The organism is Nocardioides aquaticus, assembly GCF_018459925.1.
In the GTDB taxonomy this organism is placed as follows: Bacteria; Actinomycetota; Actinomycetes; order Propionibacteriales; family Nocardioidaceae; genus Nocardioides; species Nocardioides aquaticus.
In genome coordinates this window covers 1,963,351-1,975,399 of the sequence record NZ_CP075371.1, presented here as the reverse complement: position 1 = coordinate 1,975,399, position 12,049 = coordinate 1,963,351, and the positions used below count along the sequence as shown (strand labels likewise).

General features: G+C 72.7%; 9 protein-coding genes. 1 reads left to right on the top strand and 8 read right to left on the bottom strand.

Going from position 1 to position 12,049, the window contains the following annotated elements; translation table 11 throughout:
* Positions 1-75: 75 nt before the first annotated feature.
* The 5 genes from ENKNEFLB_RS09550 to ENKNEFLB_RS09530 form a co-directional block, all read right to left on the bottom strand.
* Positions 76-1,653, bottom strand: coding sequence for a 4-coumarate--CoA ligase family protein (locus ENKNEFLB_RS09550; RefSeq protein ID WP_214058967.1), 1,578 nt, complete (start codon positions 1,651-1,653; stop codon positions 76-78).
* A gap of 151 nt (positions 1,654-1,804) precedes the next feature.
* A complete protein-coding gene (locus ENKNEFLB_RS09545; protein WP_214058966.1) occupies positions 1,805-2,767 on the bottom strand; it encodes an electron transfer flavoprotein subunit alpha/FixB family protein in 963 nt (320 codons plus the stop codon).
* 24 nt (positions 2,768-2,791) lie between these two features.
* Complete coding sequence (locus ENKNEFLB_RS09540; RefSeq protein ID WP_246535939.1) at positions 2,792-3,577, bottom strand: electron transfer flavoprotein subunit beta/FixA family protein; 786 nt, start codon at positions 3,575-3,577, stop codon at positions 2,792-2,794.
* Between the two features lie 188 nt (positions 3,578-3,765).
* Positions 3,766-4,227, bottom strand: coding sequence for a hypothetical protein (locus tag ENKNEFLB_RS22510; RefSeq protein ID WP_246535938.1), 462 nt, complete (start codon positions 4,225-4,227; stop codon positions 3,766-3,768).
* A 101-nt stretch (positions 4,228-4,328) separates the two neighbouring features.
* Complete coding sequence (locus ENKNEFLB_RS09530; protein ID WP_214058964.1) at positions 4,329-5,108, bottom strand: enoyl-CoA hydratase/isomerase family protein; 780 nt, start codon at positions 5,106-5,108, stop codon at positions 4,329-4,331.
* A 271-nt stretch (positions 5,109-5,379) separates the two neighbouring features.
* On the opposite strand from ENKNEFLB_RS09530, the gene ENKNEFLB_RS09525 reads away from it, so the two are divergent.
* The gene (locus tag ENKNEFLB_RS09525; RefSeq protein WP_246535937.1) at positions 5,380-7,530 is read left to right on the top strand and encodes a glycogen debranching protein; all 2,151 of its coding nucleotides are present in this window, start codon (positions 5,380-5,382) and stop codon (positions 7,528-7,530) included.
* A gap of 19 nt (positions 7,531-7,549) precedes the next feature.
* Here ENKNEFLB_RS09525 and ENKNEFLB_RS09520 read toward each other — a convergent pair whose 3' ends face one another.
* The 3 genes from ENKNEFLB_RS09520 to glgP form a co-directional block, all read right to left on the bottom strand.
* Positions 7,550-8,923 carry an NAD(P)-binding protein gene (locus ENKNEFLB_RS09520; protein ID WP_246535936.1) on the bottom strand — a complete coding sequence of 458 codons (1,374 nt, stop codon included), beginning with the start codon at positions 8,921-8,923 and terminating at the stop codon, positions 7,550-7,552.
* A gap of 36 nt (positions 8,924-8,959) precedes the next feature.
* Entirely contained in the window at positions 8,960-9,280 is a 321-nt protein-coding gene (locus ENKNEFLB_RS09515; protein ID WP_214058963.1) for a hypothetical protein, read from the bottom strand.
* A 91-nt stretch (positions 9,281-9,371) separates the two neighbouring features.
* A complete protein-coding gene (gene glgP, locus ENKNEFLB_RS09510) occupies positions 9,372-11,981 on the bottom strand; it encodes an alpha-glucan family phosphorylase (RefSeq protein ID WP_214058962.1) in 2,610 nt (869 codons plus the stop codon).
* Positions 11,982-12,049: the final 68 nt, after the last annotated feature.

The following is a 12,049-nucleotide window of genomic DNA, read 5'->3' as shown; positions in this document are numbered from 1 at the left end:
ACGCGACGGGCCCCGACCGGAGATCCGGTCGGGGCCCGTCGTGCGTGGCGTGGTCCTGCGCTCGGGCGGGTCCGCTCAGGCGGGGACCTGGTCGCGCAGTACCCGGCGCAGGATCTTGCCGGAGGCCGACTTCGGGATCTCGTCGACGACGACCACGTGGCCCAGCCGCTTGTAGGTCGCGACCTCGGCGGCGACGTAGGCCTTCACCTCGTCGGCGCTCAGGGTCGAGCCGGGCTTCAGCACCACGAAGCCGACCGGGATCTCGCCGGCCTCCTCGTCCGGCGTGCCCACGACGGCGGCGTCGGTGATCTCGTCGTGCGTCAGCAGCACCGACTCGAGCTCGGCCGGCGGCACCTGGAAGCCCTTGTACTTGATGAGCTCCTTGAGCCGGTCGACGATGTAGACGTGCCCGGTGTCGTCGATCCGGGCGATGTCGCCGGTGTGCAGCCAGCCCTGCGCGTCCCGGGTGGCGTCGGAGTCCTCGGGGCGCCCGAGGTAGCCCTTCATCACCTGCGGACCGCGCACCCACAGCTCGCCCTCGGCGTCGGTGCCGAGGCTGTCGCCCGAGGCCGGGTCGACGATCATGCACTCCGTGCCGGGCACGGTGACGCCCACCGACCCGGGCTTGTAGTCGCCGGGCACGGTCATGTGGGAGACCGGGGACATCTCGGTCATCCCGTAGCCCTGCACGACCTCGCAGCCCAGCCGGGTCGCGGCGAGCTCACCGGTCTCGGCCGAGAGCGGCGCCGCGCCGGACATGACGTAGCCCATCGAACCGAGGTCGTACTGGTCGACCAGCGGGTGCTTGGCCAGCGCGACCACGATCGGCGGCGCGACGTAGGCGCGGGTGCAGCCGTGCTCGGCGTTGAGCCGGAGGTACATCTCGAGGTCGAAGCGCGGCATCGTGATCACCGTGGCGCCGGCGCGCAGCCCCGCGTTCATCAGCACCTGCATGCCGTAGATGTGGAAGAACGGCAGCACCGCCACGAACGACTCGTCGTCGGAGAGCTTGCCGGCGTCGATCACCTGGGCGATGTTGGCCACCAGGTTGCCGTGGGTCAGCATCACGCCCTTGGACAGCCCGGTGGTGCCGGAGGAGTACGGCAGCGCGACCACGTCGTCGCGCCCGACCGGCACCTGCTCGGCCAGGGGCTCCCCGAACAGCTCGGCCGCGTCGTGGGCGCCGCGCAGGTCCCCGTCCTCGGTCCCGCCGAGCACGAAGACCTCCTCGACCGTGGTGTCCGCGGACGCCTGCTGGGCGGTCTCGAGGAACATCCCGATCGTCACCATGAAGCGCGGCTTCGCGTCCTTGATCTGGTGCGCCATCTCCTTGGCGGTGTACGTCGGGTTGATCGTCGTGATCGCACCCCCGGCCAGGGCCACCCCGTGGAAGACCACCGCGTACTCGGGGATGTTCGGCGACAGCAGCGCGAGGGTGTCGCCGGGACCGAAGCCGCGGGCGGCCAGACCGCCGGCGAACCGGCGTACCTGCTCCTCGAGCTGTCCGTAGGTGAGCGTGCGCCCGGTCGGGCCGTCGACGAGCGCCGGCTGGTCGGCACGCTCGGCGGCGTGCTCGAAGCAGTACGACGTCAGCGCGACGTCGGGGATCTCGACAGCCGGCAGGGGGCTGGTGTGGATGAGGGGCTCGCTCATGGCGGGGACGTGTCCTCCAGGTCGGGTGCGGTGGCTGGGTGTGCCACCCGATCCTGCCAGAGCGGTGTGAGCGCCGTCATAGGTGCGGACGCGCGTCGGCCCGCCACCCGGGCGGGGCGGCGGGCCGACGGTCGAGCGGTGGCGCGGGGGCTCAGCCCTTGCGCTTGGTGATCTCCTCGGTCGCGGCCGGGAGGATCGCGTGCAGGTCGCCGACGACGCCGAAGTCGACGAGCTCGAAGATCGGCGCCTCCTCGTCCTTGTTGACCGCGATGATCGTCTTCGAGGTCTGCATCCCGGCACGGTGCTGGATCGCACCCGAGATGCCGTTGGCGACGTAGAGCTGCGGCGAGACGGTCTTGCCGGTCTGCCCGACCTGGAAGCTGTGCGGCATCCAGCCCGAGTCGACCGCGGCGCGCGAGGCGCCCACCGCCGCACCCAGGGCGTCGGCGAGGCCCTCGATCGGGGCGAAGTCGCCACCGGTGCCGCGCCCGCCCGAGACCACGATGGCGGCCTCGGTCAGCTCGGGGCGACCCGAGGCCTGGCGCGGCTGCGAGGCCACCACCTTGGCCAGCTTCGCGGAGTCCGAGATGGTCGGGGCGAAGGTCTCGACCGCCCCGGCGCCTGCGGTCTCCTCGGGCGCGGCCGAGTTCGGCTTGACCGTGATGATCGGGGTGCCCTGCGTGACCTTGGACCGGGTGGTCCAGCTGCCGGCGAAGACGCTCTGCGTGGTCACCGGGACCCCGCCCTCGGACTGCACGTCGACGGCGTCGGTGATCAGGCCGGACTCGGTCTTGATCGCCAGGCGGGCGCCGATCTCCTTGCCCTCCGAGGTGGAGGGAATGAGCACGGCGGCGGGCGAGGCCTGCTGCACGAGCTGCTGCAGGGTCTCGGCCTTGGGGGCCACCAGGTAGCCGCGGATCTCGCTGTCGTCGACGACGTAGATCTTCTCGGCGCCGTAGGCGGTGAGCTTCTGGGTCGCCTCGTCGGCCTTGTCGGCGGGGCCGATGAAGACGGCGGACGGCTCACCGAGACGCTTGGCGATGGCCAGCAGCTCGTAGGTGGGCTTGCGGACGGCTCCCTCGACGTGGTCGACGAGCACCAGGACTTCAGACATCGGTGTCTCCTCTGCTTCCGCTGCTCAGATGAACTTCTTGGACGCGAGGAAGCCGGCCAGCGCGGGAGCGCCGGAGCCGTCCTCGTCCTTGACGATCTCGCCCTGCGAGCGCGGCGGGCGCTCGGTGGTCTCGTCGACCTCGCTCCAGGCGACCGAGAGCCCGACCAGCGACGGGTCGACCCCGATGTCGGCCAGCGACCAGGTCTGCATGGGCTTCTTCTTGGCCGCCATGATGCCCTTGAAGGACGGGTAGCGGGCCTCGCTGGTCTGGTCGGTCACCGACAGCACGAGCGGCATGGTGGCGCCGATGACCTCGGTGGAGGTGTCGCCGTCGCGCTTGACCCGGACCTGGTCGCCCTGGGTCTCGACCACGGAGGCGAGCGTGACCTGCGGCAGGCCCATCCGCTCGGCGAGCATGGCCGGGACCACGCTGCCGGAGGCGTCGGTGGAGGCCATCCCGCACATGACGAGGTCGACGGGGTTCTCCTCGCCGGCCTTCTCGACAGCCTTGGCCAGCACCAGCGAGGTGGCGATGTAGTCGGAGCCGGCCACGGCCTCGTCGGAGACGTGGATGCCTTGGTCACAGCCCATCTGCAGGGCCTTGCGCACGGCGTCGACGGCCTTCTCGGGGCCGACGCACAGCGCGGTGACGGTGGTGGACGCGGGGTCCTCGGACTTCTCCTTGAGCTGCAGCGCCTGCTCGACGGCGTACTCGTCGAGCTCGGACAGCAGACCGTCCACACCGACGCGGTCCACGGTGTTGTCGGACTCGAAGCGCCGGTCGGCGGTGGCGTCGGGGACGTGCTTCACGCAAACGACAATGTTCATAGGTGTTGGCCGGGAAGGCCCCTCCTGTGCGATCGGTGACGCGGGTGCGTCGACTCCACCACCGAGGTTACCGCCGCGTCACATCCTTGTGGACAGCGATCTTCTATGTGGTGACTCACACATCGCGCCCACGCCGGTCGAGGGCGACGCCGAGACGTCGTGGGAGCCGGTCAGGGACGGATGATCTTGTCGAGCACCTTGCCGATGACCAGCCAGGCCACGGCACCCAGGCCCCAGTTGAACAGGGCGTTCTTGACGCCCGCGTTGCTCCCGGTGAACTCCTTGATCCCGTCGGTGCGGGAGAAGATGCCGAGGTCGACGGCGTTGGCCGCGTCGAGGATGAACCGGACCGCCTCGTTCTGACGGTTGGCGTCGAGGGTGATCAGCAGCGCCCCGAGCGCCAGCACGAGGGCCAGCACGACCGCGACGGCCCAGACGATGCGGGCGAGCAGGGTGCGGACCCGGTTGGCGCCGTCGCCGACCGCCGCGGCCGCCTTCTTAGCCTGGCCCTTGCGGTCCTTGCCGGCCTTCTTGTCCGCCCGCGCCGCCTGCTTCTCGGCCTTCGCGTCGGCCTTCGCGTCGGCCGTCGCGTCGGTCTTCCCGACGGTCTTCTCGTCCTGCTGCTCGCTCATCCGGTGCTCCTCGAAGTCCCCATGGTCCCTGGCCCCTGCTGTGCTGCTGTGCTGCTGTGCGGCGGTGCTGCTGTGCTGCGCTCGGACCCGCGAGCCGCGGGTCAGCGTCCCTCGAAGACGGCCTTCCCCGGGCCCTGGTCGACGAAGGATCGCATGCCGGCCTCGCGGTCGTGCGTAGCGAAGAGGGCCGCGAACTGCTGGCGCTCGATCTCCAGCCCGGTGGCCAGGTCGACCTCGAGCCCGGCGTCGATGCTCTCCTTCGCGGCGCGCACGGCGTACGTCGCCGCCCCCGCGAACTGCCTCGCCCAGGCCACGGCCTGCTCGTAGACCTCGGCAGCCGGCACGACCCGGTCGACCATCCCGATCGCCAGGGCCTCGTCGGCCTTCACGAAGCGGCCGGTGAAGATGATGTCCTTGGCCTTGCTGGGGCCGACCAGTCGCGCGAGGCGCTGGGTGCCGCCGGCGCCGGGGATGATGCCGAGGAGCACCTCGGGCTGCCCGAGCACGGCGTCGTCGGCGGCGAAGCGCACGTCCGCGGCCAGCGCGAGCTCGCAGCCCCCGCCCAGCGCGTAACCGGTGACGGCCGCGACGACGGGCTTGGGGATGGCCGCGACCGCGGTCACGGCGTCCTGCAGCGGCCGGGAGCGCTTGACCATGTCGACGTGCGACATGTCGGCCATCTCCTTGACGTCGTTGCCGGCGGCGAAGACGCGCTCGCCGCCGTAGACGACGACCGCCTTCACGTCGTCGCGTGCGGTGGCCTCGCGGGCGACCTCGACCAGCTCGTCCTGGACCTGGACGCTGATCGCGTTCATCTTCGGCCGGTCCAGCCGGATCGTGCCCACCCCGTCCTCGACCTCGAGACGTACCAGCTCACCCATACCTGCTGCCTCCTGCGTCGATGCTGCGTCGCCCTTGCCGGTCTACCGGTCGCCGAGCCTAGGGCACCGACGACCCGGGAAGGTGACCTGCAGCACAGAACGGTCACCGGGTCGCGCCGCGGGATGGGATGATCCCGCCCGTGACCCCCACCTGGAGCCGCCTCGGCGAACGCAGCCCCGTCTGGCCGGGGCGCAACTGGCCCCTCGGCGCGACCTGGTCGCCCGCGTCCACCAACTTCGCCGTGCACGCCCCCGGGCCCAGGCGGTGTGGGTGTGCGTGCTGGAGGACGACGGGACCGACGGCGGGTTCACCGAGACCCGCCACCTGCTGACCGAGCAGTCCCTGGGCATCTGGCACGGCGCGCTGCCCGGTATCGCCCCGGGCACCCGGTACGGGTTCCGCGCGCGCGGACCGTGGGACCCGGCGCAGGGGTGCCGCTTCAACGAGCACCAGCTGCTCCTGGACCCGTTCGCCCGGGCCGTCAGCGGCGACCTGGGATCGGGCCCCGGCATCTACGCCCACGACGTGGACGACCCGTCGCGGCCGAGCACGGTCGACTCGGCACCGGTGGTGCCGCACGGCGTGGTCGTCGACGAGACCGAGGGGTCCTTCGACTGGCAGGGCGACCGGCCGCTGAAGCGTCGCTGGCGCGACACGGTCGTCTACGAGGCACACGTCAAGGGCCTGACCGCCGCGCACCCGGACGTGCCCGAGGAGCTGAGGGGGACGTACGCGGGCCTGGCCCACCCCGCCGTCACCGACTACCTGCGCGACCTCGGCGTGACGGCCGTCGAGCTGCTCCCGGTGCAGCAGTTCGTGAGCGAGCCGTTCCTGGCCGGGCGCGGGCTGAGCAACTACTGGGGCTACAACACCCTGGGCTTCCTGGCCCCGCACGGCGCGTACGCCGCCGCGGGCGACCGTGGCGGTCAGGTGACCGAGTTCAAGGAGATGGTCCGGTCGCTGCACGCGGCCGGGCTCGAGGTCATCCTCGACGTGGTCTACAACCACACCGCCGAGGCCGGGCCGCTCGGTCCGACGCTGTCGTTCCGCGGGCTCGACGACAGCATCTACACCCGGCCCGAGGTCACGCCGGACCCCACCCTGCCGCCCCCGGTCTCGACCACGACCGCTCCCCCGCCGGCCGTCGACGGCACCGAGGACACCGACCCGGACCCGGCGGCCCCCGCGCCGCCCACGGAACGGCCCGAGGACGTCGACCCGTACTGGGACGTGACCGGCTGCGGCAACACCGTCGACGCCGGTCACCCGTTCGCCCTGCGGCTGATCCTCGACTCGCTGCGCTACTGGGTCACCGAGATGCACGTGGACGGGTTCCGCTTCGACCTGCTGCCCGCCCTGTGCCGGGTGGACCACCGCGTCGACATGGCCGCCCCGCTGCTGACCGCGATCGGCCAGGACCCGGTCCTGCGGCACGTGAAGCTGGTCGCGGAGCCGTGGGACGCCTCAGGCGAGGGCTACCAGGTGGGCGGGTTCCCGCCGCCGTGGGTGGAGTGGAACGACCAGTACCGCGACCAGGTGCGCGACTTCTGGCGGGGTCACGGCGACGGCATCCGGTCGGTCGCGACCCGGCTGGCGGGGTCCTCCGACCTCTACGCCGACGACGGTCGCTCGCCCTACAACTCCGTCAACATGGTCACCGCGCACGACGGGTTCACCCTGCGCGACCTCGTCAGCTACGACCACAAGCACAACGAGGCCAACGGCGAGGACAACCGCGACGGCACCGACGGCAACCGGTCCTGGAACCACGGCGTCGAGGGCGAGACCGACGACGAGGGCGTCCTCGCGCTGCGGCAGCGGCAGGCGGCGAACCTGATGGCCACGCTCTGTCTCAGCGCCGGGGTGCCGATGATGGTGGCCGGCGACGAGCGTGGCCGCACGCAGCACGGCAACAACAACGCCTACTGCCAGGACAACGCCATGTCGTGGGTCGACTGGCGGCCCGAGGCGTCCTGGCCGGCCCTGCACCGGCTCACCCGGGCCGCCCTGGCGCTGCGCCGCTCGGAGCCGGCCCTGCGGCAGCGGCACTGGTTCGAGGGACGCCCGACGATGACCGGTGGCCCCAAGGACCTGGTCTGGCTGCACCCCACCGGGCGCGAGATGACCACCGACGACTGGCACGACGACGGCCTGCGCGTGGTCGGGATGTTCGTCTCCGGCACGCCCCTGCGCTCCCCCGGGCCGCGCGGCGAGCAGCAGGTGGTCGCCTCGTTCCTGATGTGGTTCAACGCCGGACCCGACGCGGTCGCCCTCTCCCTGCCCGACAACGAGTGGGTGCGTCAGGGTGCGGTCGCACTCTCCACGGACCCCGACCACGCCGTCGGGGCGACGGTGCGGGCGGGCCAGCAGCTCGGGCTGGCCGGACGCAGCGTCGTCGTGCTGCGCCAGACGGGACTGTGAACCCCGCCCGGGCCGGGGGTCAGGCCGGCCCGGCCAGCTCGGCCAGCCGGGCCACACCGCCCGGCGCGTGCTCGGCCAGTCCCGTGCGTGCTGCGTCGAGGGCGGGCGACCCGGGGTGCCCCGGGGCGACCCGGGCCGGGTTGAGCGCGACGGAGTGCGCCCACTGCGTGACGTCCGGGGCGGTGGCGAAGGCCGCCGCGCTGCGCATCCCCGTGACGTTCATCCGGGCCCAGTCCGCCAGGCTGTTGCCCAGCGACGACGGCGGGCACAACCGGTTCTTCTCGGCGTCGTCGTCCCGCGTGGCCTCGACGTAGCCGACCAGGGCGGCGCCGAAGCACGGGAAGCCGGCGCGCACGGGCTGCAGCGTGATCGCGTCCTCGCCCCAGATCGGGACCAGCGGGCGGTTCTTCAGGCCGTCGGCCGCGCAGTTGACCACGACCGCGTCGGGCGCGAGCCCGACCGACCCACCGTCCAGCTCGAGGCGACCGGGGAGCGCCGCGGTGACGTGCCCGAGCCGTACGACGTGCTCGACGCGGCGCAGCTCCTCGAGCTCCCAGGTGCCCAGGGTGGGCGCCTTGGCCATGGTCGGCGTGACCGCGGGGTCGATGCGCAGCATGATCCCCGCGGCCTCGAGGTCCGTGAAGAGGTGGGGCAGCGAGGTGGCCGAGGCGGACAGCCGCATCATCTCCGCGACCATCCCGAGGTAGACCGCAGGGTCGGGCTGCACGACGGCGCGGTTGAGCATCCACGGCTCGCGGGGGCGTACCCAGCAGATCGCGGCCGGGTCGGTGCCGCGCGCGAGGAGCCGTACGACCGCGTCGGTCGCGGTCTTGCCGGAGCCGACGACCACGAGCTGACCGGCGTCCTCCACCTGCTCGAGGTCGTTGACCGGCACCACCCGGACGCCGTCGGCGACCCGGAAGCGCGGCGGGGTCTCGGCCGGGATGTCGGGCGCGAGGTAGCGCGCGTCGACGACGCGGCACCGCTCCGGCACCGACCACCGCTCCCCCGTCGTCCGGTCGAGGACCGTGCGGCCCTCGACGTCGCACCCGGGCAGGAGCTCGACGCGGCCGGGGCCGGTCATCCGCTCCGCCAGGACGTCCTCGTAGTAGGCCAGGATCGTGGGCTGGTCGGCCCGTTCGTGCAGGCCGGCCTCGGGCCCGTCCTGCTGCACCCGGCCGCCACCGAGCACGGTCGAGGCGACGCCGTAGAAGGAGGACGCCTGGTGGAGCCGGACGAACGGGTACGCCTCGCGCCAGTGCCCTCCGGGTCCGTCCCGTCGGTCGACCAGGGCCGCGCGCACGTCGGCGTGGTCGATGAGCGCGTCGGTGAAGGCCATGCCGGAGGCGCCGGCCCCGATCACCAGGTAGTCGACGTCCAGGGTGCGGTCCACGGCGACATCAGACCATGCCCCGGGCCGCGCCGAGGCTCAGGCCGGGTCGGCCCCGGCCTCGCGGTCGCGTCGCTCCTGGAGCCGCTGCTCGGCCGCCGGCGCGAACTCCAGGCACGGCGCGTCGGCGTCCGGGTGCTTCTCACGGAGGTGGAAGATCCACCGGTCCATCGCGGCCATGAACCCGTTGTCCTCACCGGGCCGGTAGGCCGACCAGCTGCGGTGGCCGCGTGCGGTGCACTCCGAGCAGCTGATCTTGTAGACGAACTGCTCCTCGTCGCCGAGGTCGATGCGGACCCGGGCCAGCGGCCCGGCCTGCGCGGCGGCCTTCTTCTCCCGGGCGGTCCTGCTGGCGACCACGGGTCAGAACCCGCCGATCAGCAGGAGGAGGACCAGGAACAGGGAGACGACCACGGGAGGAGTGTGCCAGCAGGTCGAGCCCCGGACCTGCTCAGCCGCCCGCGGGCAGCGAGACGACGCCGAGCTCGGCGTCGGAGGCGAGCATCTCGTGGTGCGGCACCACGCGGACGGTGTAGCCGAAGCCACCGGCCCGGGCCAGCGGGACCGTGGCCTCGAAGCGGTGGCGGCCCCCGTCGTACGACTCGGCGAGCGCGAGCGGGACCACCTCGGCGTCGCGGAGCCGGTCGGTGTCGTCGGGTGAGCCGTGCACCAGCTGGACGGCGACGTCGCCGGGGTCGAGGTCGCCGAGCGCGACGAAGGCGCGGACACCCAGCTGGTCGCCGACCCGGACCAGGTCGCTCACGCCGTCGCTCTCGACGTGCTCGACCGCCACGCCCGACCAGCCGGTCAGCACGTGTCGCTTCCACGCCGCCAGCGCGGCGGCACCGGCGTGGTCGCCGTCGAGGCGGCGGGCCGTGGTCGCGGCCGGCGTGTAGAGCTGGCGGACGTAGTCGCGCACCATCCGGGTGGCGAGGACCTTCCGGCCGAGCGACTTCAGCGTGTGGCGCAGCATCGCGACCCAGCGCGGGGGCACACCGTCGGCGTCGAGGTCGTAGAAGCGCGGGGCGACCTCGTGCTCGAGGAGGTCGTACAGCGCGTGCGCCTCGAGGTCGTCGCGGCGGTCGGCGTCCTCGACGCCGTCGGCCGACGGGATCGCCCAGCCGTTGCCGCCGTCGTACCACTCGTCCCACCAGCCGTCGAGGATGGAGAGGTTCAGGCCGCCGTTCAGGGCCGCCTTCATCCCCGACGTGCCGCAGGCCTCGTAGGGGCGCAGCGGGTTGTTGAGCCAGACGTCGCAGCCGGGGTAGAGCGGCTGGGCCATCGCGATGTCGTAGTCGGGCAGGAATACGATGCGGTGGCGCACCTCGGGGTCGTCGGCGAACCGGACCAGCTGCTGGATCAGCCGCTTGCCGCCGTCGTCGGCCGGGTGCGACTTCCCGGCGATCACCAGCTGCACGGGGCGCTCGGGGTGCAGCAGGAGCCGCTTGAGCCGCTCGGGGTCGCGCAGCATCAGCGTGAGCCGCTTGTACGACGGCACCCGCCGCGCGAAGCCGATGGTCAGCACGTCGGGGTCGAGCACGTCGTCGACCCACCCGAGCTCGGCCGGGGACGCGCCGCGCTGGGTCCAGGAGGCCCGGGTCCGCCGGCGCGCCTCGTGCACCAGCCGCTCGCGCAGGACGCGCTTGACCGCCCACATCTCGGTGTCGGGCACCGTGTCCACGGCCGCCCAGAACGGGTCGGTGTCGTCCGAGCGGGTGTCGGCACCGCGGGCGACGGCCAGCTCGACGATCTCGCGGGCGGTCCAGGTGGGGGCGTGCACGCCGTTGGTGATGGACCCGATCGGCACCTCGGCCTCGTCGAAGGCCGGCCACAGCCCGCTGAACATCCCGCGGCTCACCTCGCCGTGCAGCAACGAGACGCCGTTGGCCCGCTGGGCGAGCCGGAAGCCCATCACGGCCATGTTGAACACGCCGCCGTCGCCACCGGCGTAGTCCTCGGCGCCGAGCGCGAGGACCCGGTCCGCCGGGACGCCGGGGACGGCACCGCCGACGCCGAAGTACTGCTCGACCAGCGACCGCGCGAAGCGGTCGATGCCGGCCGGGACCGGGGTGTGGGTGGTGAAGACCGTCGAGGCACGGCCGAGCTCGAGCGCGGTGTCGAAGTCCAGCTGCGGACCGTCCTCGGCCACGGTCAGCTCGCGGATCCGCTCCAGGCCGAGGAAGCCCGCGTGCCCCTCGTTGGTGTGGAACACCTCCGGAGCCGGGTGGCCGGTGATCCGGGAGAAGGCGCGCAGCGCGCGCACCCCGCCGACGCCGAGCAGCAGCTCCTGGCGCAGCCGGTGCTCGCTGGTGCCGCCGTAGAGCCGGTCGGTCACCTCGCGGTACGACTCGGGGTTGGCCTCGACGTCGGTGTCGAGCGCGAGCAGCGGCACCCGTCCGACCTGGGCCACCCAGACCCGTGCGACGAGCTCCGGGCCGTCGGGCATCGCGATGGTGACCTGGGCGGGCGTGCCGTCGGACTCGCGCAGCAGCGTGACCGGCAGCCCGTCGGGGTCGAGGACGGGGTAGCTCTCCTGCTGCCACCCGTCGCGGTCCAACGACTGCGTGAAGTAGCCGTGCCGGTAGAGCAGACCGACGCCGACGATCGGCACGCCGAGGTCGGAGGCGGCCTTGAGGTGGTCGCCGGCCAGGATCCCCAGGCCGCCGGAGTACTGCGGGAGCACCGCGGTGATCCCGAACTCCGGCGAGAAGTACGCGATCGCCCGCGGGCCGCCGCCGGGACCCCCGTCGGCGCCGTGGACCTGCGTGCGCTGGAACCAGCGGTCCTCGGTGAGGTAGGCCTGCAGGTCGGCGCGCAGCCCGGCGAGCCGCCGGGTGAAGCCCTCGTCCGCGGCGAGCTCCTCGAAGCGTTCGCGGCCCACCTCGCCGAGCAGGCGTACGGGGTCGTGGCCGGTCGCCTCCCACCGCTCGGCGTCGACCTCGGCGAAGAGGTCCTGCGTCGCGGGGTGCCAGGACCAGCGCAGGTTGGCCGCCAGCTCCCCCAGCGCGTCGAGGGCCGGCGGGAGGACGGGGCGGACGGTGAACCGTCGGAAGGCACGCACGGCAGGACGCTAGCGGCCCGGCTGGAACGATCCAAACGTTTCGGGTGAGGAACTCGCATGCCGTTTCC

Coding starts and splice junctions, on each gene's coding strand:
- ENKNEFLB_RS09550 (WP_214058967.1), bottom strand. CDS start 1,653: ATGAGCGAGCCCCTCATCCACACCAGCCCCCTGCCGGCTGTCGAGATC.
- ENKNEFLB_RS22510 (WP_246535938.1), bottom strand. CDS start 4,227: ATGAGCGAGCAGCAGGACGAGAAGACCGTCGGGAAGACCGACGCGACG.
- ENKNEFLB_RS09545 (WP_214058966.1), bottom strand. CDS start 2,767: ATGTCTGAAGTCCTGGTGCTCGTCGACCACGTCGAGGGAGCCGTCCGC.
- ENKNEFLB_RS09530 (WP_214058964.1), bottom strand. CDS start 5,108: ATGGGTGAGCTGGTACGTCTCGAGGTCGAGGACGGGGTGGGCACGATC.